The sequence below is a fragment of the Pontibacter vulgaris genome (genome assembly GCF_022758145.1).
In the GTDB taxonomy this organism is placed as follows: Bacteria; Bacteroidota; Bacteroidia; order Cytophagales; family Hymenobacteraceae; genus Pontibacter; species Pontibacter vulgaris.
In genome coordinates this window covers 146,919-173,455 of record NZ_JAJVDH010000008.1, presented here as the reverse complement: position 1 = coordinate 173,455, position 26,537 = coordinate 146,919, and the positions used below count along the sequence as shown (strand labels likewise).

21 protein-coding genes are annotated in these 26,537 nt (G+C 46.0%); 14 read left to right on the top strand and 7 right to left on the bottom strand.

The window, feature by feature from the left end; genetic code table 11:
• Window positions 1-964: 964 nt before the first annotated feature.
• The 6 genes from LWP20_RS17825 (at window position 965) to LWP20_RS17800 (ending at window position 6,841) form a co-directional block, all read left to right on the top strand.
• Window positions 965-1,681, top strand: coding sequence for an ABC transporter ATP-binding protein (locus LWP20_RS17825; protein WP_242929537.1), 717 nt, complete (start codon window positions 965-967; stop codon window positions 1,679-1,681).
• Window positions 1,682-1,778: 97 nt separating this feature from the next.
• Window positions 1,779-3,023, top strand: a complete 1,245-nt coding sequence (locus tag LWP20_RS17820; RefSeq protein WP_242929536.1) for an ABC transporter permease — start codon at window positions 1,779-1,781, stop codon at window positions 3,021-3,023.
• 133 nt (window positions 3,024-3,156) lie between these two features.
• On the top strand, window positions 3,157-4,407 hold the full coding sequence (locus tag LWP20_RS17815; RefSeq protein ID WP_242929535.1) for an ABC transporter permease: 1,251 nt from the start codon (window positions 3,157-3,159) through the stop codon (window positions 4,405-4,407).
• Window positions 4,408-4,448: 41 nt separating this feature from the next.
• Window positions 4,449-5,549, top strand: a complete 1,101-nt coding sequence (locus LWP20_RS17810) for an efflux RND transporter periplasmic adaptor subunit (RefSeq protein ID WP_242929534.1) — start codon at window positions 4,449-4,451, stop codon at window positions 5,547-5,549.
• A 214-nt stretch (window positions 5,550-5,763) separates the two neighbouring features.
• Window positions 5,764-6,252, top strand: coding sequence for a CHRD domain-containing protein (locus LWP20_RS17805; RefSeq protein ID WP_242929533.1), 489 nt, complete (start codon window positions 5,764-5,766; stop codon window positions 6,250-6,252).
• A 106-nt stretch (window positions 6,253-6,358) separates the two neighbouring features.
• Window positions 6,359-6,841 carry a GNAT family N-acetyltransferase gene (locus LWP20_RS17800; protein WP_242929532.1) on the top strand — a complete coding sequence of 161 codons (483 nt, stop codon included), beginning with the start codon at window positions 6,359-6,361 and terminating at the stop codon, window positions 6,839-6,841.
• Between the two features lie 8 nt (window positions 6,842-6,849).
• On the opposite strand, the gene LWP20_RS17795 is transcribed toward LWP20_RS17800, so the two are convergent.
• Entirely contained in the window at window positions 6,850-7,410 is a 561-nt protein-coding gene (locus tag LWP20_RS17795) for a DUF4864 domain-containing protein (RefSeq protein WP_242929531.1), read from the bottom strand.
• Between the two features lie 137 nt (window positions 7,411-7,547).
• Here LWP20_RS17795 and LWP20_RS17790 point away from each other — a divergent pair, with 137 nt between their 5' ends.
• From LWP20_RS17790 to LWP20_RS17770, 5 genes are all read left to right on the top strand, one after another.
• A complete protein-coding gene (locus LWP20_RS17790) occupies window positions 7,548-8,330 on the top strand; it encodes a phosphatase PAP2 family protein (protein WP_242929530.1) in 783 nt (260 codons plus the stop codon).
• A gap of 36 nt (window positions 8,331-8,366) precedes the next feature.
• Window positions 8,367-9,635 carry a zinc dependent phospholipase C family protein gene (locus LWP20_RS17785; RefSeq protein WP_242929529.1) on the top strand — a complete coding sequence of 423 codons (1,269 nt, stop codon included), beginning with the start codon at window positions 8,367-8,369 and terminating at the stop codon, window positions 9,633-9,635.
• A gap of 268 nt (window positions 9,636-9,903) precedes the next feature.
• The gene (locus LWP20_RS17780; RefSeq protein WP_242929528.1) at window positions 9,904-10,221 is read left to right on the top strand and encodes a hypothetical protein; all 318 of its coding nucleotides are present in this window, start codon (window positions 9,904-9,906) and stop codon (window positions 10,219-10,221) included.
• 224 nt (window positions 10,222-10,445) lie between these two features.
• Window positions 10,446-11,534: a DUF3616 domain-containing protein gene (locus tag LWP20_RS17775; RefSeq protein ID WP_242929527.1), complete on the top strand. Its 1,089-nt coding sequence runs from the start codon at window positions 10,446-10,448 to the stop codon at window positions 11,532-11,534.
• A gap of 72 nt (window positions 11,535-11,606) precedes the next feature.
• The gene (locus LWP20_RS17770; protein ID WP_242929526.1) at window positions 11,607-12,041 is read left to right on the top strand and encodes a hypothetical protein; all 435 of its coding nucleotides are present in this window, start codon (window positions 11,607-11,609) and stop codon (window positions 12,039-12,041) included.
• 39 nt (window positions 12,042-12,080) lie between these two features.
• Here the strand turns inward: LWP20_RS17770 and LWP20_RS17765 are convergent, their stop codons facing one another.
• The 6 genes from LWP20_RS17765 to LWP20_RS17730 form a co-directional block, all read right to left on the bottom strand.
• Window positions 12,081-13,592 carry an HTTM domain-containing protein gene (locus LWP20_RS17765; RefSeq protein ID WP_242929525.1) on the bottom strand — a complete coding sequence of 504 codons (1,512 nt, stop codon included), beginning with the start codon at window positions 13,590-13,592 and terminating at the stop codon, window positions 12,081-12,083.
• A gap of 95 nt (window positions 13,593-13,687) precedes the next feature.
• On the bottom strand, window positions 13,688-14,125 hold the full coding sequence (locus LWP20_RS17760) for a hypothetical protein (protein WP_242929524.1): 438 nt from the start codon (window positions 14,123-14,125) through the stop codon (window positions 13,688-13,690).
• Between the two features lie 374 nt (window positions 14,126-14,499).
• Entirely contained in the window at window positions 14,500-18,816 is a 4,317-nt protein-coding gene (locus LWP20_RS18310) for an Ig-like domain-containing protein (RefSeq protein WP_302467604.1), read from the bottom strand.
• A 177-nt stretch (window positions 18,817-18,993) separates the two neighbouring features.
• Window positions 18,994-20,361, bottom strand: coding sequence for a lysophospholipid acyltransferase family protein (locus LWP20_RS17740; RefSeq protein ID WP_242929523.1), 1,368 nt, complete (start codon window positions 20,359-20,361; stop codon window positions 18,994-18,996).
• Between the two features lie 112 nt (window positions 20,362-20,473).
• Window positions 20,474-20,866, bottom strand: a complete 393-nt coding sequence (locus tag LWP20_RS17735) for a hypothetical protein (protein ID WP_242929522.1) — start codon at window positions 20,864-20,866, stop codon at window positions 20,474-20,476.
• Window positions 20,867-21,058: 192 nt separating this feature from the next.
• Window positions 21,059-21,304, bottom strand: coding sequence for a hypothetical protein (locus LWP20_RS17730; protein ID WP_242929521.1), 246 nt, complete (start codon window positions 21,302-21,304; stop codon window positions 21,059-21,061).
• A gap of 206 nt (window positions 21,305-21,510) precedes the next feature.
• Here LWP20_RS17730 and carB point away from each other — a divergent pair, with 206 nt between their 5' ends.
• From carB to LWP20_RS17715, 3 genes are all read left to right on the top strand, one after another.
• Window positions 21,511-24,324 (top strand): carbamoyl-phosphate synthase large subunit, encoded by a 2,814-nt coding sequence (gene carB, locus LWP20_RS17725; protein ID WP_242929520.1) that lies wholly within the window; start codon window positions 21,511-21,513, stop codon window positions 24,322-24,324.
• A gap of 162 nt (window positions 24,325-24,486) precedes the next feature.
• Entirely contained in the window at window positions 24,487-25,410 is a 924-nt protein-coding gene (locus LWP20_RS17720; protein WP_242929519.1) for a hypothetical protein, read from the top strand.
• Window positions 25,411-26,225: 815 nt separating this feature from the next.
• Window positions 26,226-26,504, top strand: a complete 279-nt coding sequence (locus LWP20_RS17715; protein ID WP_242929518.1) for a DUF4834 family protein — start codon at window positions 26,226-26,228, stop codon at window positions 26,502-26,504.
• Window positions 26,505-26,537: the final 33 nt, after the last annotated feature.

The window sequence follows — 26,537 nt, the reverse complement described above, 5'->3', positions numbered from 1 at the left end:
TTAAGAGATCAGTAATATTGGTTAATTCTGTATAAATGCTTGTTTGTGAGCAGGATTAAATTGTTTTAAAAACAGTACCAAATCATTCTAAAAGAAACTTTTTGTTGTGTATTAAATTGACAAAAAATTTTATTATTATTGGTTAGCTGAAGTTTATAATTGCTAACAACCTAGTTACCCTTCTTTCGTTAAATAACTATATAAAGATTATATATTAATAAATATATTTATATGGCGCTCGTTAGACCACAAAACAATAGTAGTATTTATAAGGTTATATTAGCATTAGGCTTTGCGATACCACTTATAATAGCAGGTCTGGTGGGTAACTATATAAGCTCTGAAATACTGATTACGGTATTTGTGGTTTTTACGGTATTTATGATAAGTTTTTTCTCTTACTGGATTCTGATGAAGGCTATATTCCAGATAATGGAGAAAGCTAAAAAAAGCGGAGTGAAGCAGTAATTCCATGTCGTAATACTAACCCGATAGGATTAGTACGTCTTACATTTATCCGCTATTAGGTAGTGCACCTATAAGCAATACATCCAACCCTTTACACTTATCTGATCTACCAATTATTGGTTTATAGGTTGTGGCATCACTAATGCCTTAATCATTTCCTGTACAATTTCTTCCTGCAAAATCTTATAGGTATAAAATCAATTGAATTTACATTTATACTTCTTTTCTGACACCTCAGGCAACCCGTAAGGCCTGACCCGCATCTTTAACCATATAGAAGAAAGCCGGTTTATATTTTAACTTAAAAAAGACGTACGCCAACTAAAAAGCCTGTGCAGCCAAGCTGGTTACAGCGTGTTTTAGTCGATAAGTATAAGCTATAAGTCGATAAACAGGCGTTGTAAGTATAAGATTTTTAAATAACCATCTATTGTATAGTACCTTGTATTGCAATATAGCGTAAACTATAGTTGCCTCACTCATAATCTCAGCGCCTATGATCAAGCTAAATAACATTCATAAATATTATGCGGTTGGCCATAACAAACTGCATGTGCTTAAAGGCATAGATATGCATGTGCGCGAAGGGGAGTTGGTATCTATTATGGGTTCGTCCGGCTCGGGCAAATCAACGCTGCTGAATATACTTGGTATCCTGGATGATTATGATGCTGGTGAGTATACTTTAGCAGGCACTTCTATTAAAAACCTGTCGGCTACAAAGGCTGCTTATTACCGCAATAAGTTTCTTGGTTTTGTATTCCAGTCGTTTAATCTGCTCTCTTTTAAAAACGCCATGGAAAACGTAGCACTGCCACTATACTACCAAAAGGTGGGCCGCAAGCAACGCAACAAACTGGCACTGGAATACCTGGATATGGTAGGGCTGAAAGACTGGGCAGAGCATGCGCCAAATGAGCTTTCAGGCGGGCAGAAACAGCGTGTAGCCATTGCCCGCGCACTTATTTCGCAACCCAAACTTATACTTGCCGATGAGCCTACAGGTGCCCTGGATACACAGACTTCCTATGAGGTAATGGACATATTTAAGGAAGTTAACCGCAAAGGCATGACCGTGGTAATTGTTACGCACGAAAACGACATAGCACAACAAACACACCGCGTTATCCGCCTGAAAGATGGCCTGATTGTGAATGATGACCAAGGCGTTTTGGAAGTTGCTGTTGCGGAGAGGGAAGTTCTGAATAAATAAATTTCGAATCAGTGAATGTACGAAGCCATGCTTCGTTTGCTAAAACCTCCATTCCAAAAGAATTCAGAAAGTATAAGAGTTATTAACAACCAGCAATATGTTTGATGTAGATAAATGGCAGGAAATACTGGCAACAATGCAGAAAAACAAGCTGCGCACTTTCCTGACAGCCTTTGGTGTGTTCTGGGGCATTTTTATGCTGGTGCTGTTGCTGGGTGCGGGCAAAGGCCTGGAGAATGGTGTGTATAACCGCTTTGGTGCCGGCGCCAAAAACAGTGTGTATGTTTTTACAGGCAAAACAGCTCTGGCTTACCGCGGTATGGTGCCCGGCCGCGAAATAAAATTTACCAATGCCGACCTGGGTGCTATACAAAGCGATGTTGATAACATAGATGTGCTGGCCCCCCGAAACCGCGTGATGGGTGAGTATACAATTAACTATAAAAAGCAGAATGGTTCTTTCCAGGTGTTTGGCGCAGAGCCCGGTTTCCTGAAACTGAATGGCGAGCTTCCGTTCCGTGGCCGCTTACTGAATGAGTATGATGAGCGCGAAAAACGCAAAGTGGTGATTATAGGCGAGCAGGCAAGCAAGATTATATTTGGTGAGGCGGACCCGGTTGGCGAATATGTTAACATCAGAGGCATCTACTTTAAAGTGGTAGGTACTTTTAAGATGAAGGGCAACAACGGCAGCCGACGCGAGGAGAGGGCTTACATACCTTTCTCTACGCTGCAAACTACTTTTAACCAGCCAAACCAGGTACAGATGATGGCGATGGTTGCGGAGCCCGGTGTTAGTGCCGAAACCATTGAAAACAGCGTCAGAGATTTGCTGGCCCAACGGCACCTGTTTTCTGCAGAAGATAAAATGGCCGTTGGCATCGAAAATACCGAAACAGAATACCTGAAGGTGATGGGCTTATTCAATGGCATCCGGATGTTTGTCTGGATTGTAGGCATCGGCACTTTAATAGCAGGCATAGTGGGAGTTAGTAATATCATGCTGATTATAGTGAAGGAACGCACCCGCGAAATAGGTGTTCGCAAAGCTCTGGGAGCAACGCCTTTTTCCATCATCAGTCTTATACTTCAGGAATCTATCGTTATCACTGCTTTTTCAGGTTACCTGGGCCTGCTAACAGCTACAGCTATACTTGCCGGGCTGGAATATATGATGGAATCGTCGGGAGGTGAGGCGCCGTTTTTTGCCAACCCGGAAGTGGACCCTGGCGTGGCCTTTTCGGCAACACTGGTGTTGGTGGTGGCAGGAGCTTTGGCAGGTTTAATGCCGGCACTTAAAGCAGCCAGTATTAAACCTATAGAAGCACTCAGGGCAGACTAAGTATAAATTGTTGGTTGTTAATTGCTGATTGTTGAAAATTTTCAATCGGGCAGTATGAGCAACCTTAGTAACTGATAAAGCAACAATAGCCGGTGTAGCATAAAACAATTAACAATAAGCGATCAGCAATTAAATGATAGACATCGATAAATGGACGGAGATTTATAAAACGGTGAAGAAGCACAAGCTTCGCACTGCGCTCACAGCCTTTGGTGTGTTCTGGGGCATTTTTATGCTGGTGTTGTTGCTGGGTGCAGGCAAAGGCCTGGAAACCGGTATTATGACTGAATTTAACATTGCAAAAAATGCCGTTTTCTTCTGGACACAGCGCACCAGCGTACCTTATATGGGGCTGAAAGCAGGGCGCTTTATTAAAATGACAAACGACGATATTGCAGCCATCCGTGCCAATGTGCCTGAAGTAGCGGTAATAGCGCCCAGTAACCAGTTGCAGGGCGATTTTGCAGTAACTTATGGTACAAAAAGCTCCTCTTTTACTGTAAACGGCGAAACTCCCGAAGTACTGCAGGTAAAACCAACCAAGATTAAAACAGGCCGCTTTATTAACCAGAAAGATATTGACGAAAGGCGCAAAGTAGCTGTTGTGGGGCCACGCATACTGGAGCTACTGTTCGAGAAAGAGAAAAACCCGCTGGGCAGGTATATCAACATAAAAGGCAATCATTTTATGGTTGTGGGCACTTTTGAGCCCGTTGGCAAAGACGAAGATGTGGTACAGGACGCCCAGACCATTTACATACCCAACACCACACTGCAGCAGACTTTTAACCAGGTTAACCAGGTTGGCTTTTTTGCCATGACGCCAAAGCCAGGTATACCTGCCGAAGTAGTGGAACAGAAAGTGAAAACCCTACTTATGAAACGCCACGATGTAGCACCCACCGACCTGAAAGCGTTTGGGTCGGCCAACGTGGAAAAAGAATATCAGGATGTGCAGGGCATGTTTGCAGGTATAGCCGGTTTTAGCTGGCTGGTAAGTATAGGCACCATAATAGCCGGAATTATCGGAGTAGGTAATATTATGCTGATTGTAGTAAAAGAGCGGACAAAAGAGATTGGGGTTCGCAAAGCTTTGGGCGCTACGCCAATTTCTATCATCAGCCTCATTATCCAGGAATCTATTGTGATAACCGGCCTGGCGGGCTACATTGGCTTGCTGGCAGGTACAGGGCTGGTGGCATTAATAGAAAGCCTGATGATCAAATTTGAGGTAAAGGCCGGCTTTTTTGGCCCTCCGGAAGTTAACCTGGGTATTGCCATTACGGCTACCCTGCTGCTGGTTTTTGCAGGCGCACTGGCCGGGCTTATACCCGCCACAAAAGCTGCACGGGTTAACCCGGTGGTAGCACTGCAGGAAGAATAATTTTAGAAAAGCATCCATAACATTTAACAGATCATACCACTATGAAAAAGGTTTTTATCGGGCTGTTCATACTTGCTTTCCTGGCCGCGTCGGGTTGGTTGGGCATGTATTTTTACAAAAAGTCTAACACCGATCCGGTTGTATATAAAACCGAAGCACCCATTACCACCGATATCGTGAAGAAAACGGTAGCTACAGGCTCTATTGTGCCGCGCAAAGAGGTGCAGGTAAAATCGCAGGTGTCAGGCATTATTGAAGAGCTTTATGTGGAGGCCGGGCAGATAGTGAAGAAAGGCCAATTGCTGGCTAAGGTAAAAATTGTGCCCAATATCGTAAACGTGAACAACGCCGAAAGCGAATTACAGACTGCCCGCATTAATTTTGATGAAGCCAAACGTGAACTGGCCCGCTACGAGCAACTATACCAGCAAAAAGTAGTGCCGGAGCAGGAATACCGCAAGTATAAAGCAGAATATAACCTTAACCGCCAGGCCCTGCAGTCGGCAGAGAACAACCTGCAACTGGTGCGCGAGGGCGCCTCTAAGCGCAGTGGGCAGGCATCCAACTTAATTTACTCTACCATTGATGGCATGCTGCTGGATGTGCCGGTTAAAGCAGGTACTTCTATTATTGAGCGCAATAACTTTAACGAAGGCACCACCATTGCATCGGTGGCCGATATGCGCAGCCTGGTTTTTGAAGGCGAAATAGACGAATCGGAAGTAGGTAAGCTAAAAGAGAACATGGATCTGCTGCTAACTATCGGTGCTATAGAAGGACGCGTATTTAATGCCAAACTCGAGTACATTGCACCGAAAGGCACCGAAGTAGAAGGCTCTATAAAATTCCCGATCAGGGCTAAAGTGTTGCTGGATGAGAAGGACTTTATCAGGGCGGGCTACAGCGCAAACGCTGATATTGTGTTGGATAAGCGCGAAAAGGTACTGGCTATAAAGGAAAGTATGCTGAAGTTCGAAAAGAACAAGCCATACATAGAAGTTGAGAAAGCACCTCAGATTTTCGAGAAGCGAGAGATAAAAACCGGTATTTCGGATGGTATAAACATAGAAGTGGTTTCCGGATTGAAGAGCTCGGAGAAAGTAAAAGTGCCGGATGCTGTTGCTATTGCGCAAAACAGCTAACGCAAGTATAAGATCAGTATAACCTAAGAGAGCGGCCATCAGCCGCTCTCTTAGGTTATACCTATACCAGTTGTCTGGCAAATTATACTATTATAAAACAGGGGTTTGTGTAAAGCCAATAGCAGCTCACGGAATAGTAGCCTTAACAGTTAACAACCGTTTGCACGGAATAGTAGGAATAAGTAATTGATTTAACTTTTTAATCTTACTGCTTATGAAAACTTATACTTATGCGCAAAACAAGCTTATTCTGTTATGCCTTCTGATTTTGTGTGCCCTGGCATCCGGATGCGGTGAAGACGATGACTCAGATAATCAGATATTCAAGGACATTAATTTCAACAACATTGAATTGTTAGGAATAAACGAGCGCCCGCCTATTAACACTACCGGTTATGGTATTATGGATGTCAAATTCAACGACGATAACAATACACTGGATTATACTATTAGCTGGAGCCTTGGCAACCAGAACGATCGTACAACAGACATGCATTTTCATGGGCCTGCCAATGCCAATTCAAGCGCCCTGCGGGTAATCGATATCACTGGTTTTGATACAGATAATAGCGGCACAGTTACCGGCAGCACCCGCGAGCTGACCCAGCAGGAAGAAGATGACCTGAGAGCCGGTTTATGGTATGTAAACATCCATAGCACTACGCACCCCGATGGCGAACTCAGAGGCCAGCTTGTAGATTAAATTTCGCAACTACTTTAATCCGAAGCACTGAAAGTATGGTGCAGGCTATTTGTTTGTAAGAGTGTTTGCCTTCGCGTAATTTTACGCCTTTCGCATTAAACACAACATGGCACAGCACTTCAATACTCCGTCTGCAATCCAGATCGTAGATTTTAACCCGTTTTACGCAAAAGCTTTTTACGACCTAAACCACGAGTGGATCTCGAAATATTTTGTGATGGAGGATGCCGATAATAAATCGCTCTCAGACCCGCAGGGGTATATTATCAGCAAAGGCGGCCATATTCTGATTGCGCTTTTTAATGGGGAGCCCGTAGGTACCTGTGCCTTAATAAACGATGGCGATGGCGTGTATGAACTTGCTAAGATGGCGGTTGCTCCTAAAATGCAGGGTATGAAGATTGGAAAAATGCTGGGCGAAGCTGCCTTGGACCGCGCCAAACGCGCAGGTGCGCATAAAGTATACCTGGTATCTAACAGGCGCTTAGAAACTGCCCTTAACCTGTATCGCCGCCTGGGTTTTGTAGAAGTGCCTATGCCACCCAGCATTTACGAGCGAGCCGATATTAAAATGGAGCTGGCGCTCTAAAGTGGAAATTACAGATAATAGCTCTGTGGTTCTGGTTGCATGCAGGCCACGCCTTCGGTCATCCAGCAGTCTTTGTAGGGGCCGCGTTTCTGTTTGGTAAGTATAAAAAGGTAAGCTGCCTGTTGCCCGTCCTGCCCTTTAATTACCACCATCTGGTAAGCTGAGTTATCGGCTATAACCATCTTTCCGGGTTTGTAAGATTTAAAGTTGAGTATAGTACTGTAAGCCGGGTCGCGCACCATCATCCTGAAATGGTTAAGTGGCCCAAGCCGTACCCGGTTTGCAGGCGATGAGAAATTGAAAACGGTAATGATGCCGCTGTCGCTTTTATCGTTTTGCTGCAGGGCTTTTAATTGTATGTGAATTACCTCGCGTGGCGATAAGGTTTTGTCAGGGCGCAGGTAAGTCCATTTAGAAGTAGAAGCTGTTTCGGCAGATGGCGAAGTATAAACTGCATAATGATGCACATCGCGCGAGGGAGCTGCCGGAATATGTACCCACAGCACAGCTAACAAAATTACCCCTACACCAAGCAGGAGCTTATCGTACATCTGCTCAAGCCGCCTCATAACTTTATGTACTTTGTTTAGGTAGCTGTAGTTGCCTGAAAACAAGAATAAAAGCATGCTGTCCGGCGTGATGATCAACATACTTATTTGTGTTTTAGCGTATAGGCAAAATACCTGAGCTGCACCTGACCGATTTTATGAAAAACATTCTGGCCTATAACATACAGGAACTATACTTATGGCTATCACGACTACCGGTTATACTTTGGCTGGGCAAGCGTTTTCCGCGCCTGACGGCTTTTATACTTAACCGCTTTAACACCGCTACATTTGTAGGCCTGCCACTTACCATGCTGTTGCTTGTGTTCTGGGTTAATGCCTCTATGCTGTCTGAGCTTACCGAAGAGATTATAGAATCGCGGGGAGTAGTGGCTTTGGACCTGGATTTTACACAAATGCTGTATGAGGCCCGCTCCAGCCAGCTTAGCCTGGTGCTGTATGTTTTTTCTTATCTGGGTACACGCGAGGCTGTATTTGTAGTAGGCGCGCTGGCTACTTTTATACTCCTGTACCATAAAAAGTATGTGGCTATTCTTGTTTTCTGGTTGGTAATGAGCGGGGTTGGGCTATCGGTGCAGTATGGTAAAAAGTACATCAGCCGCAACCGCCCCTCAGAGGTAGGCTATTACCAGGAACACAACCATTCTTTTCCGAGCGGGCATGCCACCACCAGTATGGCACTTTATGGTTTGCTCACTTACTTTTTAGCACGTCATTACACCAAACAAAAACAGCGGCTGGCACTTATCTGGCTGGCTGGGTTTATCATACTTATAGTTGGTTTCAGCAGGATATACTTGGGAGTGCATTTCCTGACGGATGTGCTGGCGGGTTTCCTTTTGGGCGCGCTCTGGATTTTAGTGGGCGTTAGCCTGGTAGAGATGATGAATTACCATCGTAACATGCGGCAATCACAGTAAATGCAGCCTTTATGCGTGTTAAACGTAAAGCAGGGCATGAACCCGAAAACCTACCGCAGTATTTTCTGCACCACCCTTGTTATACTTCTGTTTTTGCTGAAGGCCCCTGTAGCCTCGGCTTATGGTGTGCTTACGCACCAGGCAGTAGTTGATGCCTCCTGGCAGACATCCTTACAGCCACTGCTTAAAAAACGCTTTCCGAAAGCCACTGAACAAGAACTGCGCAAAGCCCACGCCCATGCATATGGCGGCTCTATTATGCAGGATATGGGCTATTACCCCTTTGGTAGTGTTTTTTTTACTGACCTGGTACATTATGTGCGTAGCGGCGATTTTGTCGAAAACCTGATAAAGAATTCTCAGACCTTGGATGAATATGCTTTTGCCCTTGGTGCACTGGCGCATTATAACGCTGATATTTACGGCCATCAGTTGGGGACTAACAAAGCAGTGGCGCTGGTATACCCAAAGGCAAAGCAAGAGCATGGTGCTGTTGTAACGTATGCCGAAGACCCTGTTTCGCATGTAAAAACAGAGTTCGGGTTTGATGTATTGCAGGTTGCCCGCGGTAACTATGCAACCGAGAATTACCAGGATTTTATTGGCTTTGAGGTATCAAAGGAGGTGCTGGAAAAAGCTTTTCTGCAAACCTATGGCTTAGAGCTTGGGGAAGTTTTTGTGAGTTTGCCGCTTGCAATTGGCAGCTACCGTTATACTATCCGCAATATTTTTCCGGACCTTACCAAGGCAGCCTGGCAGGCCAAAAAAAGCGATATTCGCAAAGCACGGCCAAGTATAACCCGCCGCCAGTTTATGTACCGTATGAGCAAAGCCAGCTTCCATAAGAACTATGGCCAGGAGTACGAAAAGCCGAATCTGATCGCTCAGTTCTTGGCCTGGGTTATGCGCATTGCGCCTAAAGTTGGCCCACTGCGGCCGCTTGCCTTTAAGCCACCTACACCAGAAGCCGAAAAGCTGTTTATGGAAAGCTTTAACACCACCCTGCTCAACTATAATGCGATGCTGCAGAAAATGCTACAACATAATGAGTTACAGCTACGCAACATGCAGCTTGATACAGGAAAGCCAACGCGCGCCGGCGACTATAAGCTGACCGATAAAACCTATTCTGAATTACTGGTAAAACTGGAGAAAAACGAATTCAAGCAAATGCCAACAGATCTGCAGCAAAATATTCTGCTCTTTTACAGGAACACAAAAGCCCCCAATGCCGCAAAACAGGATAATGAAGAATGGCAGCAAACTATTGCAGCTTTAGAAAAATTAAAAGCGATAAATCTGTAATTGTACTTAGAAAATCATTGCATTTAAAAAAGGCGTTTAATTATTTAGGTTTTGATAATCAGTTGTTTGTGTGAATGTAATAGGACCTGGATTGTAATATGATTTTTGTAAGAGATGTTTGTGAATAAGCGGAAATAAAGAAATAAACGAAACTATATACAGCATTTCGCGATAAAATAAGTCTGATGCTTCTGAAGCGAAAGGTAAAATACCCGGGCAGATATAAGTGAAGCATCTATTTAATTCAGACTTAATAATTTACATTACTATGGAAAACAAGGAGAATAGAACAACTCAGTCAAGTGTTAACCAGACACCACAAAGCAGAACACAAAGCAATACTTCAACTTCAGGCATCAGCAGCCAGTCGCAGTCTGGTACTTCCGGAATTGCCGGCCTGAATAATATTACAGATAAGCTACAGCAGTTTAGCAACACTACTTTAAATAAAGTAAGCTCGCTGAGCACTACACAAAAAGTTGTAGGCGGTAGCTTATTAGCGCTTGGTGCTGGCTGGGTAGCCATGAATTCTATGAAAAAAGGCAAAAACAAAACTGCTTCTAATAAGAACCAGAACAGAAGCTAAGTGTAGTTTCTTGTATTAAAGTATAAAGCCGGGCATTATTTGTCCGGCTTTTCTTATTTAGCGGAAGTATAAAATTATACCTGATGTACTTTCAGGTCAGGCTTTTTCAGCACACTAGAATTAGCAGCGGGCTTTATACTTTAGCAATGTCTCTTAAACGTTATTTATACTTGTAATTCAATTTATACTTCGCTTTGCCGCTTAAAACATCGATACAAAACTCAATGGAAAAGAAAGTTATACTTCAGTTTAACCCGGAACGCAGTTTAAACGCCGCAGATAAACACGTGCGCGATGGCCTGTCTACCGTGTTGCGCACCGGCGATAACCTGTGGCTGAGCTGCGACGAGCGCACCACTATAGAGCGCCTTACCCTTACCTCTGAAAATACTTTTGCCGATCATCATACTTTCTGCCTGACCGATTACCTGGAGCTGCCCGATAAGAATAAAAGCGAAATAGATATAGAAGGTATGGGCCTGTCTGAAAATTACCTTTGGATAATTGGTTCGCACAGCCTGAAGCGTAAAAAGCCACGCAAACACGATTCGCACCCGGATCAGATGAAACGTCTGGCAAAAATTAAAACCGATCCTAACCGTTACCTGCTCGCCCGCATTCCGGTACTACACGACAAAGAAACGGGACTTTACAAGCTGTGCAAAGAGTGCCCGGACCCTGATAACCCTGCTCATACGTTGCATGCTGCCCGCCTGCAAGGAGGTAAAGAAAGCAGTTTACTAACCGATGTTTTAAAGCATGATGAGCATCTTGGTCCTTTTCTGAGCATTCCGGGAAAAGACAATGGATTTGATATTGAAGGCTTGGCCATAAGCGGGAAGCGTATTTTTATTGGCTTGCGCGGGCCGGTTTTAAGAGGCTGGGCAATTGTGCTGGAAATTGAGGTAGAAGAGGATGAAAAAGGCTTTCTGAAGCTAAAACAACTCACAAAAAAGCGCCCGTACAAAAAGCACTTTCTGCAACTGAAAGGTAAAGGCATACGCGAATTACGCATACTCGGAGATGATATGTATATTCTGGCTGGCCCCACCATGGACCTAGATGGCGTTATTGCTATTTACCGCTGGCGCAATGCCATGCAGGAGCAAAACCAGGAAGTGATGGTGCATAACGATGAACTGGAGCGCTTATACGAAGTACCGCATGGCCACGGAAAGGAATCTGGTAAAGACAAAGCAGAAGGCTTAGCCATTTTTGATGAAAACAGTTTGCTGGTTGTATTTGACAGCCCTACAGATGCACGAAAGCAAGGCGAGGACAACGTAATAGCAGACCTTTTTCCGATTACCTGATACGCTTATACTTTAGCAAACTATAAACTGCCTTTGCGCCGTATACACACCACATACTATAACCTGAAAACTATGAAAGCAACAAATGCACTGACAGCCGGCCTGGCAGGAGCCTGTATTGTAACAGCCATGCACGAAACCCTGCGCCGCGTAGTACCTGATGCCCCTCGTATGGATTTACTGGGGATGCGTGCCATAGCCAAATTAATGCGTAAAGCTGGTGAAGAGCCACCCCAGGACGATGAACTGCATAACTGGGCCTTAGGCGGCGACATAGTATCGAATGCGTTATACTATAGCTTAGTAGGCACAGATAAAAATGCCTGGCTGCGTGGCGCTTTTTTAGGAGCCGTTGCCGGAATTGGAGGCGTTGTGTTACCCGGCCCTTTAGGTTTAGGCGAAGCACCAAGTAACCGTACTCCGCAAACCAAAGCCATGACTATAGGTTTATACTTCCTGGGTGGGTTGGCCGCAGCTGCAGTAGCCCGCATGCTAAAGAAGAAGTAATCCAAGTATAAGTTTTGTACCTGCAGCCATTTGTTTAAACTATTGGGTGGCGCAGGTGCAAAGCACTTCGCGGGTGGGTATGGCTACTTTATAGTCTGGCAAAGATGGCTCTTTCATATATATTACCTGCAGGTCTTTAATAGCTTGCTTCGGGTGTGCTTCGTTCCAGCGGCGCATGAGATAGTTGCAGTAATAAGGCCGCATGTAAGCATTGTGCACAAACAGGTAATTTTCAGAGTATTTCCGCCACCTGTCATTTTTAAACAGCGCTACCACTGAAGCTGGTTTTGTGTAGTCTGCCGCTTTGCCTTGCTGGTTCAGGTCTATTGCTGCTCCGTTAGTAGTTCTTCCTTCTAGTACATACCAGCCATCATCTTTAAAAACTACGGGCGCAAACATGCCCCAGTACTGGTCTATGCGTAGCAGGTGTCCAACCCAGCGGGCGTTATCTGCCAGGCGCGGTACTTTCAAACCTGTGTCGCTCAGGTTCCACCAGATACAGTATAACAACAAGGCTGAAACTGCAACCTCGCGCACTACTTTTTGCCAGCTTAAAGATAATGCAGGGCTATGCAGTTTGAACTTCACCTGTATAGAAGCCGGGCTTTTAAAGCCATTGAAAATGCGTTTGAACTGACCCGTAAACGGCCGCCGGAAAGAAGCCAGGAAACGGCGCTCGGCCCAGTCCATGGCGGCAGGTGGCAGCAGCCCAACTATAGAAGCAATGTTTATAAGGTAAAAAAGCCCCACAAATAACGTCAGGCTAATGCCGATGTGGAAGCCAAGTAATACACCTGCCACTACAAGCCGGAATACGCTGTTGTAAAATGGAATCAGCAGCAGGAAAGGGAGCAGCAGCTCTGTATAAAAAGTAGTTAAAGTAAGAAAGCGCAACAGCTCCGGGTAGGGGTAAATAAGTTTGCCTCCCGGCATCAGTATCTGGTCTAAGCTTAGTGCATAGTATAAGGCAGTGCCTTCGGTGCTCCACTCCGGCGAGTGCTTTAAAAGTGCAGTGGCAAAGTATACCAGGAAAATCTGCATGATATACGCTACCGTGGCAGCACTGAAGTAGGTAGTAGTTTGGGGTATCGAAGAAGGTTTTATTTTGGCAGCATCATAGGAATAGAATTTGCCCCACGGCAGAAAAATGGCCCAGAACAAAAGCATGCGCAGCAGGTCATCGCCTCCCTGCGATATAAGCGTATTACGGTTTTGCAACGATAGCAGCAGCAGCCAGCTGGCTACAGTAACAAAGCGGGTCTGGTAACCTACCAGCAAACAGACAGCAAGAACTGCCTGCACTACAAACAGCATTGCCTCAAACTGCCATAATCCGCTCAGGGTATGAAACGAAAAGTGATACGGGTTCCAGGCATATTGGAAGAGCACATGCAAAGGCAACACGCCCATGTTTGAATAATGTGCTTCCAGATCAGTTGCCCGAATAGCCAGATCGGTAAGTATGATGCCAGCTACCCAGATGCGCATAACAGCCAGCGCCCGCAGGTCTACTGTAAAAACGTCACGAAGATAGCGCTCCAGGTAAGTCATGGTATAGATTGTTGCTGTTATCTGAAGTATAAAACAAAAAGGCAAAAACCTGTTGGTGCTTGCCTTTTTGTGTGGTGTATGTTACGTGCTTTACGTTATCTGCCGGAAGTTGTAGTGCCCGATGTGGTTGTTCCTGTAGTTGTTCCGGTTGTGGTGCCAGAAGTAGTGCCACTTGTGGTTCCAGAAGTAGTACCAGTTGTCGTGCCAGTAGTGGTTGTACCGGTTGTGGTTCCTGAGGTAGTTCCCATTGTTGTTGTTCCGGTAGTAGTGCCGGTAGTTGTAGTACCGGTTGTGGTTCCTGTGGTAGTACCGCTGGTTGTGCCCATTGTAGTGGTTCCGGTTGTTGTACCTGTTGTAGTGCCAGTTGTAGTTCCCATTGTTGTTGTTCCGGTAGTGGTACCCATAGTATCACCTTCGGTTGTAGTATCCGGTGTGTCGCTTTCCGTGCCGGTGGTGCTGTTAGAAGAGCATGCCGACATGATCGAGGCTGCGAAAAAAGTTGATGCCAATAAAGTTACATAAGTTCGTTTCATAGTTTTTGAATAATTAAACAGTAATTGATTTAAACTCCAGTATCTCTTTTACGGCACATTCAAAAAATAGATGAAAAGTTTAGTGCAAGTAGTCTAAACAAATTCATACCCAGAGGATTTTTATTAGCATATTTTAAGATTTGTATTGCTTTGATAACCATATTTTTAAGCGGATTATGTTGTGTAGGTTTTTGTGTTTAAAGACGTTGGCTGGAGAGCGATGGAGTGGTTTAAGTCCTATTGCAGGCGCCGCCGGGCTATCTGAAAGTATGTTTGGCAGGTAGTGTTGCCCGCTAAAAAGAACATCCTTAAACTATAGCTTTCCATGTGGTTTGCGCTAGTTTAAGGATGTTGATAATGGCTGGTGCAGTTATTTATCTTGCCAGCACCACCTTGCTGTTAACAGTTGCTGAGCCTGTAATAACCCTGCCAAAGTAAATGCCATTTGGTAAGGCTCGCGTATCTGCTTCAAAAGTATAGTGCTGCCCTTTCACAACCTTGCCACTGTACACCTGCCGAACAACCGCCCCGGTGTTGTTATAAAGTATAAACTGAGCAGTACCCGATTCTTTTGCTAAATAATCTATATGCAGCTTGTCCTGGAATGGGTTAGGGTATAGCAAAAGCGATTTTTCTTCAGGGGTTTGCAGGCCAGTGATAGCGGCGTTGGAAGTAGCTGTTTGCTCATAAGGAGAAATTCTGTTCCCGCCAATAGGTCTTTCCAGGGTTCCGTTTGGCATTCGCCAGCCTACAGCTACATGGTCGCCGCCGGTTGCTTCCTTGTGCAGCACTTCGATGTAGTAGCGCTTGTTTGCCTCCAGGGCCACCAAACCCGACTGCTGCTCGGGGTATTTGGTCCATTCGCGGCTGAGCGTGGAGCCTGTAAAAGCAATGATGCGGCGCTTGTTGGCCGGGCTGGCATCGGTGCTGATCCATACTTCCACGGTATTATCGCCGGCAGCCCAGAAAGTATAATTGCCTGTGGCCGGGGCACATAAATACCCCCGCATGCGGCTGCCATAGTTATCGCCCACGTGCAGCGGCGAGGCCAGTGAGGTCAGTTCCAGGGTGCTGTTTGGCGCAGAATTAACCGGGATAGACGATATGCTGGAGCCTGAAATACCCGTCCATATTTCGCGTACGATGGTGCCGGAGGCTGTGCAATTGTCTGTTGGTGGTGGCGTGCTGCCTGCATTCCATACTTCTATACCTGATAAGTTGGCCGTGCCACCTGAAGTAGTTACGTTAATGCTGCCATTGCTTATAGTTGTAGTCCAGGGGCCTAGTTTTTTCCAGGTGCCGGCCGCGCCACTGTTGTAATTACTTTGTACCACACTGCCGTTTAAAGAGACGCTGAAAGTCTGTGCATTATTATCTTCCCATACATACAGGTATACATTGTAAGTGCCGTTTGGTACCGAGGTAAGTGTAACGCGGGCGCTGGAACTATAAATGCTGGAACGGATCATGGTAGCACGGTTTGCATCGGTAGTTGGGTTAAGCGTTACGGCCTGGTTACTGAATGAATTACCATTGAAAGTATAATTTGCTGATGTGCTGCCTCCCCAGGAATTATTATCAATGGTGATGGCGCTGCCATTCAGGTTAATAGCCCTGTAGAAAGTGCCGGGCGTAGTAGTGCCGGTTTGTACAGTTACACCAATGGTTGCAGAAGTGGTGGTAGCGCCAGAGTTGTCGGTGGCACGGGCTGTAAGGCTTACATTTCCGGAAGTACCCGGCGTCCAGGAGATGCTGTAAGGGCTGGTAACATCTTCGCCTAATTTGCTGCCGTTGGCAAAAAACTCCACCTTGCTTACAGTGCCATCCGGGTCAGAGGCTGTAGCGCTTATAGTAGTGGCCGAGCCTTGCGTGAGCGTGGCCCCTGCAGTTGGTGCCGTTATACTTACGGTTGGCGCTTTGTTCGTAGTTCCGGATTCAACTTTCCATACTTCTATACCGGATAAATTGGCCATACCTCCAGTTGTAGTTACGCTAATACTACCTCCCGTGCCCACGGTTGTATTCCATGGGCCAAGCTTTTTCCAGGTTCCTGCCGAGCCGCTGTTATAGTTGTCCAGTACCTGCTGCCCGTTTAGCGCTATACTATAGGTTTCGGGGTTGTTATCCTCCCATACATACAAGTATACCTGGTACTGCGCCTGTGGCACGGCTGTTAACGTAACGCGTGCAGAGCGGCTGTAGATGAACGAGCGAATCATGGCTGTCCGGTCTGCATCGGTGGTTGGGGTAAGCGTGGTGGTGGTATTTACAGCACTGGAGCCGCTGAAAGTATAATTAGTAGCAGCCTTGCCTCCCCATTGTTTGCCGTCAAGTAAAACCGGGTCGCCGTTCAGGTTTATGGCTCTGTAAAATGAGGTTGAGGAAGCAGCGCAATCTGGGTAAACATCGACATACGATGTGTTGGCAAGCCCAAGCGCATCTGTAACTGTCAGGTGTATGCGTGCCCAATACGTTTCGCCATCGTTGCAATCTCCTTCCGGGGCAACAGTAACGGTAGTTTCCCTGGCATAAACAGGCTCTTCGGGATGTGTGTGCGTGTTATGGTGCATCACTACCTGCCATTTATACTCAAGTTCCGAATCGGCGTGTTCCTTGTCGGTAACGGTTGCTTTCAGGCCAATGGTAGTATTGCCTGCTGTAGAGTATCTGAAATCGGCAGAAGGGCTGGTTATGTTAATGGACGGCGGTGTGTTGTTTACATAAATGGGCAACGTTGTAGTACCGGTCGCGCCTTTGTTATCTTTTACTGTCAGTTTTACATCGTAACGTTTGGGTACTCCTGTTGTGCCTGCAAAAGTATGGGATGGGTTGGCCGCCGTGCTTGCGGTGGAGCCATCTCCAAAATTCCAGCTATAGGTAATGGCGCCTCCTTCGGGGTCTTTAGAGCCGCTACTTGAAAAAGTAACTGCCAGTGGCGACGGACCATAAGTTTTATTAGATGATGCTACTGCAACCGGAGGCTGGTTTCCGCCATAAGTTATGCGCCTGATCTGCGCTGCGTAGTTTATGTAATACAGGCTGCCATCAGTAGGGTGCATCTCAAAGTGCACTACAATGGCATCGTTGTTTATAAAGTTTCGCACCTCCTTCATTTTATGATTGCTGTCCAGCACAAAGTTCTTTATCCAGCCCTGGCCGTAATCGCCATGGAAATACGTGTTCTGATAAGCAGCCGGGAACATAGTACCGGTATACCAGACGCCGCCTGTAGAAGAATTACCCCGGAAAGGTGTGCCTGTTACTCCCGATTCAGGTGTGCCAATGGTAGCAACTGTGGCTGTTGTACCCGAATAAGTGCCCACGCGCGCAATGCCGCCGTCTGCATCCTGCCAGTCAATAGTGGGGCGCACATGCACAAAGGTAGGGATGCTGGAAGGTATGGTTTGCGACGTATTGCAGGGGTTTTGTAGGGTTGGGTTGGTTACGAGGGTAGCTTGTCTTATTAGGTCTGTAAAGTAGAAATATTGCTGAGTACAGCCTCCTGAGTTATAAAGTGGGTTGGGCGCATCGCGGTTTGCAATCTTTTTAGTGCTGTAAAGAGTCTGCGCTTCCATGCCTTCAAAAACGGGCCAGCCAAAGTTCATTCTGGGGCCGGTAATTACATCGAGCTCTTCCCATGTATTCCATCCCACGTCGCCAATATAGATAGTGCCGGGGCGGCCATCGGCAGGGTTGGTGCTGCCTGTTCCTGGTTTAACTGAAAACCGGAAACCGTTTCTGAAACCAAGCGCCCATACTCTCGATTTGGGAGCCCGTGGGTTGTTGGCATCGTAATACGGATTGCTGGGCACGCCATTGCCCGTTGCGGGGTCAAGGCGCAGAAGTTTGCCGTTCAGGCAGTCTACGAGTTGTGCCCGGTAAGCTCCCACATTTTCCTTGGGCTTAAGTATGCCATCGTTTAATGCCTGCTGGTAATAACTGATGCTCAGGCTGCCCACGTCTGTTGAGGAGTTTACGGCACCATCGCCGGTAGATACGAGCAGCGTGCCATCTGAGGCAAAGGCAAGCGTACCCACACCATGGCCACCGGCTGTAATGGCCACACCGGTAGAAGGGCTTTCGCCAAGCAAAATTTTACGACTAGCAGGGTCTACGCTTGTAAAGTTGTCGCCGGATCGGGCTGTGTAGCGGGTAAGTCGGCCTATGGTAGCTGCAAAATATTCATCTGTGGTTGCGCTGTAGCTACTCTTTCCAAAGTTCATTAAATGGTGCCTGTCTACGATGTATAGCAAGTATAAATAGCCGTTCTGCTCAAAGTTAGGGTGCAACGCAAAGCCTACCAAGCCATGGTCTTTCCAGTCGCCCACCTCGGGGCTAATATCGAGCAGAAGTTTTTTAGTGCCGTTTTCAACGATCCATACTTTGCCTGCTTTTTCCCATACATACATGCGTTTGCCATCTTTAGAGAAAGTCAGGCCAACGGCTGCGTTCCAGTCAGAACCTACCTGCTGGTCAGAGAATCCGGCAGGCGGCTGGGCATACACCAGCGGCGAAAAAAGTAAACAGCTTAACCAGAATAGAAGCAAGTATAAAGTATAAGCTTTAGGTAATATAACGTAGTGGCTTCTTCCGGAATGGCATGCAGGTGAAGAAGGGTGGGCGTTGTATTGTTCTATTAAAGTATAGACAGATGATTCTCCAAAATGTCGCGCGTAAAAGTTTGTTTTCATATAACTCCGTTTCTAGTTGAGGATTGAATTGAGAAGGGATTTATATAAATACAATTTTATAAGTAGCTTTGTTCTGTATTGTGTTATATAATTAGTAAAAATAATTATAATTTAGGATAAAGAAATTATATGAATTGGTAGACGGAGGTTTTTTAAGGGTGAATGAATATTAACTGCTCAGGTGCTAAACTTACTTTGGGCCGAAGTATAAGTATAATCCTGTTTGGCGCGCTCTAGCTCTTCCAAAATATCCTCCCGTTGCTGTTTAAGGCTGTTTAGGAGGTGTTGGCGTTTAAAAAATAGCTGCAAATAGCTAAGCCGGCCTTTGGTATGATGAAGTGTATTCCAGTATTGTAAGGTGAAATATCCGGTTACAGGCAGGCTGACCAAGTATAGTACCAACCCGACTGCCGAATGGGTAAAATGCCAGAAAACCATAGCCTGAGCTGTGTAAAATAAAGGGAAAGAGAAAATGCCCACACTCAGCATGATTGGTGCCCGGAACTCTGCTTCTTCGGTAAGGCGGTCAGCAACTTTAGAAGGTATTATGTACGGAATGTAGTTATTAAGCAGGCCATACAAGTAAACAGGAAAGCCGATCAGCAAGTATAAAATAGCTCCTATACTTTGCAACAACAGTTGCCGGTTACCCTTGCCAAGTATAGCATCGTGCAAGTGCAGGCGTTTTAGTTGTACCATGTATTCATTGAGCTTCACTTTAATCGTGTTTATCCGCTCTGGTTGTGTCTGGTTAAAATAGTGCAGGCTTTTAATAATCGCTTTGGTCATCAGAAAATCCAGTTCGTGCTTTTGCGTGGCGTTGGAAATTTCGGGGGAGAGTTTTTGCCTGTAAACCGTGCTGATCTGCTGGGCAAGTTCGTCTTCTTCCTGTGTATCAGTTGTTATGATCAGTTTTTCGAGGCGCAGGCGAATTTCGTCGGTCAGGCTGTAAACTAGGGTAGTGGCATCCTGGCTGTAGGCTTGCCTGAAATCTTTTACCTCTATTAATTTACCAATGTTTACAAATACGTTGCTTCTGAAGCGTGTGGGAGCAGAGTAGTTAAGCCCGATAGGTAAGATTTTAACATCTGGTGCCGGAGTAGTATGCGTAGCGCCAAGTGCCATGCGGGCCGCACCTGTTTTTATCTTGCGCAGCCTGCGCTCGTTAAAGCTGTTGCCCTCCGGAAATATTAAAAGTGTTTTGCCTTCCTGTAACGCTTTGTAAGTTGCCTCAAAAGCTTCGTCGTTGTTTATGGTAGTTTGCTCTGCTGTTGCATCTTCGCGGCGGTTAATCGGGATCAGGTTCATGCGGCGCAGCAGCCACTTTTTAAAAGGCGAACTGAACACCGTGCTTTTAGCTATAAAGTATACCGGCTGCCGGAATAGCGACGCAATTACAACCGGATCCATAAAGGTGTTGGGGTGGTTGGCTACAATCAGTAGCGGCCCCTGCTGTGGCAGATTAGATCGGTTACGTACATCAAACTTCCGGAAAAACACCCAGAGCCCCACACGGAAAATGAGTTTCAGTACAAAGTATAGCATAAGGCAAGATAGGTATTATACCCATAGTTTTGCAAGCTGCCTAGCACCCAGAAACAAAATGGCAGAGGCAGTAACAAACAAAGTATACTATACCCGGCGATGATGTTGGTTATTAAGCTGTGATCCAGTTATAGGCCGAGGTAAGGTCCTCAAAAGAGCGGCTCTCAAAAGGGAACGGGTGGCCGTTGTTTTGGTATAACTGTTGGAACTGGCTTTCGGCAACTGGGTCAAATGATCTGATTATTGCCAGTCGCTCCAGCGGAAGATTAATAAAAGCATTTATGAAGTGTGTTTGCATCCACTCCATATCTTCGGCAGTTAACGCCTGCTGCAGCCGCCTGTCGGTAACGGCCAGGCGCAGGTTCAGGTCTTTGCAGATGCGCAGGTATTGTATAAGCGACTGCCTGTACTGGAGGCTGCTGCACTTGCCATGCCATTGCGACATCAAAACGCCTGTGGTGGCATAATACTCCACATAAAAATAGTCGGTGTACAGGTATACCATGGCTTTACAGGATTACGATGGCCCTAGTAATGTTAAGCATTTTAACTTGAGAATCAAAGCGTTTTGTTATATTTTAAGTTAAAATAATATAGATTTAACATTGGCAATTGTACAACTATACTTTGCTGTAAAATAAATCTGCCGCACTAATAGATTAGTGCGGCAGATTTATTTTTTACCAGAGGCAGGTACCTATTTAGTGCGCAGGTTATTGGCATTGCTGCCATCCAGCTCGCGGGTATCTTTTTCGTCTTTGGCGGCCACGTTTCCGCCTTCTTCTTTTCCTTCAGGTTCAGCTTCCAGTATATCTTCCGTTTTAGCAGTTTTTATTTCTACTTCCTCTTTCTTCACACCTTCCAGCGGCTCTGGGTTTTCATCTGGCAGGCGCTTGCTTTCATCAGCGTTGGTTATGATATCGTCTTCTTTCGGTGTGCTCATCAGTTTATACTTTAAATTATTTACCCCTGTTTATACGTGCCAGTAAGCTAAAAATGATTTGTAAATCTATACTTCAAGACTATCGTGAACGCCTGAATACTAGCTGCTACAGTAAAAAATAATTTAAAAATCGGTGCTGTATGCATTTTCCTTTTGCCAGCACCAACATTTTGCGCTAACTTTGGGCAATTTATACTTACCATACCATGCCTAGAGACACCAGCATTAAATCAGTTCTGATTATAGGTTCCGGACCTATCGTTATCGGCCAGGCCTGCGAATTTGACTATTCCGGCTCTCAAGCCTCCCGTTCGCTTCGTGAAGAAGGAATTGAGGTAACGCTTATTAACTCCAACCCGGCTACTATCATGACGGATAGTATAACGGCGGATAACGTTTACCTGAAGCCACTGGAGAAGAAGTATATTGTTGAGATTCTGGAAAAGCATAAAATAGATGCTGTACTGCCAACTATGGGTGGCCAGACAGCTCTTAACTTAGCTATTGAGTGCGAAAAAGCGGGTATCTGGAAAAAATACGGTGTCAGGATAATTGGTGTTGATATCAAAGCCATCGAGACTACTGAAGACCGCGAATTGTTCCGACTGAAAATGCTGGAGCTCGATGTTAATGTGTGTAAAGGGAAAACGGCCACCTCTTTCCTCGAGGGTAAAGAAATTGCCCAGGAGATCGGGTTCCCGCTTGTAATTCGCCCTTCGTTTACGCTGGGTGGTACAGGTGGTGGTTTTGTGAACACGCCTGCAGAATTTGATGCTGCGCTTACCCGTGGTTTGCACGCTTCGCCAACACACGAAGTGCTGGTAGAGCAAAGTATACTTGGCTGGAAAGAGTATGAGCTGGAGTTGCTGCGCGATAACGTTGGCAATATCATTATCATCTGCTCTATCGAGAACTTCGACCCGATGGGCATCCATACCGGCGACTCTATTACTGTTGCGCCTGCCATGACGCTGCCAGATACGGTTTACCAGAAAATGCGCGACCTGGCCATCAAAATGATGAACGGCATCGGGCAGTTTGCAGGTGGCTGTAACGTACAGTTTTCTGTTAACCCGAACGACGATACCATTATCGCGATCGAGATCAACCCACGCGTTTCCCGTTCATCGGCACTGGCATCTAAAGCTACCGGTTATCCTATTGCCAAAATTGCGGCTAAACTTGCTATTGGCTATAACCTGGATGAGCTGAAAAACGCCATCACTAAAACTACATCGGCATACTTTGAGCCGGCCCTGGACTACGTAATCGTAAAAATACCGCGCTGGAACTTCGATAAATTCCCGGGAGCTGACCGCAGACTTGGCCTGCAAATGAAATCGGTGGGTGAGGTGATGGGCATTGGCCGTACTTTCCAGGAGGCATTGCAGAAAGCCTGCCAGAGCTTAGAGATTAAGCGCAATGGCCTGGGCGCTGACGGAAAAGAAAAATCAGACTATAACTTCCTGATCGATAGCCTGCAAAACCCAAGCTGGAACCGCCTGTTCAGTGTAAAAGATGCGATGCGCATTGGTATTCCTACCAACACCATCCAGAAGCTGACCAAGATAGACCCATGGTTCCTGGCGCAGATTGAAGAGCTGGATATGATGGAGAAGGAAATAGAAAAATACCGTCTCGATACCATTCCGGCCGAGCTGCTGCGCGAAGCCAAAGTAAAAGGCTACGCCGACCGCCAGATTGCACACCTGCTGCGTTGCAAAGAAAGCGAAGTACACGCTGTACGCATGGAGCTGGGTATTAAGCGCGTGTTTAAAATGGTAGATACTTGCGCCGCTGAATTCGAAGCCAAGACCCCATACTACTACAGTACCTTCGATGGCGAGAACGAAAGTATAGTTTCTGACAAGAAGAAAATTGTGGTGCTAGGTTCAGGCCCGAACCGCATTGGCCAGGGTATTGAATTCGACTATAGCTGCGTGCATGGCGTGTTGGCTGCAAAAGAGTGCGGCTACGAAACCATCATGATCAACTGTAACCCTGAAACCGTAAGTACCGACTTTGATATTGCCGATAAGTTATACTTTGAGCCGGTATTCTGGGAGCATATTTACGACATTATACTGCACGAAAAACCGGAAGGCGTAATTGTGCAGCTGGGCGGGCAAACTGCCTTGAAACTGGCCGAGAAACTGGACCGTTATGGCATAAAAGTAATGGGCACAAGCTACAAAGCGCTTGACCTTGCCGAAGACCGTGGTTCTTTCTCAGCCTTGCTCCGCGACCTGAACATTCCATACCCTCCGTTTGCCGTAATCGAAACAGCTGAGGAAGCACTGGAACTATGCCGCGAGCTGAAATTCCCGCTGCTGGTGCGCCCAAGCTACGTACTGGGTGGGCAAAACATGAAAATCGTTATAAACGAGAAAGAGCTGGAAGCACACGTAATCGATTTGCTGAAAGACCACCCGGGTAACAAAGTCCTGCTAGACCACTTCCTGGACCATGCTATTGAGGCTGAGGCTGATGCGATCTGCGACGGTGAAGACGTTTACATCTGTGGTATAATGGAGCACATTGAGCCGGCTGGTATCCACTCCGGCGACTCGTATGCAGTGCTTCCTCCGTTTGACCTGAGCGAAAACGTAATGCGCCAGATAGAGGAGCATACCAAAAAGATTGCCGTTGCCCTGAATACGGTTGGTGTGATTAACATCCAGTTCGCGATCAAGAATGAAGTGGTTTATATTATCGAGGCCAACCCGCGTGCTTCGCGTACTTTCCCGTTCATTGCCAAAGCATACCGCGAGCCATACATCAACTATGCAACCAAGATCATGCTGGGCGCGAAGAAAGTGAAAGACTTCGACTTTAGCCCATACAAGCATGGTTATGCTATTAAGGTGCCTGTTTTCTCCTACAATAAATTCCCGGAGGTGAACAAAGAACTCGGTCCGGAAATGAAGTCGACGGGTGAGGCTATTTACTTTATTGATGATCTGGATGACGATTATTTCACCAAAGTATACTCGGAGCGAAATTTATACCTGAGTAAATAAACTTACCGAAACCCCTCCTGCAAACAGGAGGGGTTTTTTTATGCACTTTATAGTTGGCAGCACGGCACGAACTTTGCGTATAGATGCTTCGGCACGTTTTGCCTTCTTGCAGTTTCTTAATTCTCGTTAGCTTTGTAGGTTTCAATTTTACACTGGTATACTATGCGCTCATATTTTACATTTTTTCGAAGCAGCTTTGTTCTGTTGCTGATAGGTTTGGCGGCAGGCTGTACGGCGCCGCGTGCAGTTATAAATTCTGGTAAGGTAACAGCGCCGGGCAAATTTAAGGCAGGGGTTAACTTTGGCGGCAACCTGGCCACAGAGCCCATTGCCCAGTTAGACGATATTACCAAAGCTGCTGTAGATGCGTTATCAAAAAAAGACTCAGTGTACTACGACGAGCAGATAGACGCTGCTACAAAAGGATTGCTGGCATACGCACTGGACCCAGTAGGCCCGACCTTCGATTTTTACCTGCGTTATGGTTTGATGGAGCGCATAGATGTTGGTTATAAGTATGCGTCTGGTGTTCATGTTTTCGATACGCAGTTTCAGTTCCTGGGCCCAACCGGAACGCCTGAAAACCCGGGCCAGGGCGACTGGTACGGAAGTATAGGGTTGCAGTATGCTGGCCAAAGCTCAGGTATAGTGGATAAGCTCTTTCTGGATAAGTTACAGCCGCTGTTGCAGTTTACAGCTAAGCGCCGCGATGTAACCATACCACTTATTTTTAGCCGCTCTATTGGCGTAGAAGAGGAGAACGGAAGCATTGCTTTTGGTGCTGTGTTTAACCATACAACTATAAAGTATGGCTTTGAGCCCGGCAGGTTATTTAAAAAGTATGGCGACGAAATAGTGGAGGTAGAATCGGTGATGGCTAAAAATACCTTTCCTTCTTTTGGATTGTTCGTGAATGCGAAGTTCGGCTTTAAGTATATCTACATTTTGCCTGCGCTTACCATGTACTACCAGGATTATGGCAAGTATGAGCTGCTCGACAACAAAGCCTACAGCTTCTCAGGTATGACATTTATACCATCTATAGGCTTACAAGCCAACTTTGGCGGCGGAAGAGCAAGGCGATAGTTTAGTTTATGTATTTGATTCAGGATCTCCGCTCCTACGAGTCGAAGATCCCGGACTTGTTCCGGGGCGTCTTGCTACGAAGCAATGGTATTGGCAAAGATGCTCCGAGGACCTTCGGACGCTCGGAGGTCTTTTGAGTAAAGGCTATAGTTTTCGTAATCCAGCCACCCCAACCCCTCCTTGTCTAAGGCGGGGAGTTTATACAGGCTTTGCTATAGTTTGAAGTATAGTTTCATAGTTAGCGTTAAACATCCCCCTTTACCCCCTTCAAGGGCACTTTCTGCCTTCGCTTTAGTTTACTTAATAGTTCTATAGTTTCAGACCTGTCCTACAACTGGTTCTAGTTCCATAGCTGCCAGCGAAGAAGTGTCACTCCCAGTCCTTGGGTTGAGCGCCTTGTGAGATCCGGTGCCCGTTTAGGGCAGCCGCAGCGTAGCGAAGGCAGGAGGGAACACAGCGCGATGCCAAAGGACGAGGCCGCCCGGCCTGAGGGCACCAAAGTATAAATGAAACGATAGGTAAGTAAAGCTCCCAGGATGGAAGCACAATTGAAAGTATTGCCTACTAACCAATTACTAAACCCCCAACTATAAACCTATACCAGCTACTTTTACCATCATTACAAATAACAATAAGTACATATCAAACCGGAACTATACTTTTCTGCAAACACTTTATAAACTATAGCCTTATCTTTGCAGTAGAAACAAGCTCCGCCTAAATGGCAGATAACAAAATTCTGGCAAGGGAGTTGTATACTTAGAAACAGACATTTTAGCCGGCTTATAAACAAAGCTATACTTTAGAACCAAAACATGATCAAGTTCATATTCACTACCATTCTCATTATCTTCTTCATTCGCATGGTGGCACCTGTGCTGCTAAGATGGGTATTAGGAGCTTTTGTGAAGAAGAGCATGCGCAATGGCACGTTCTTTTACCCAAACCAGCAACAACAGCAACGCCAGTACCAGGAACGGCCAAACGGACAAAGCAAAACTACCGGAAACGTTAAAATAGAATACATACCCGAGCAGCAGGATCGCAAGGATTTCAACGGCGGGCAGTATGTAGATTATGAAGAAGTAAAATAAATCTCCTATCTTTCAAGCTCTATTTTGTGGTTT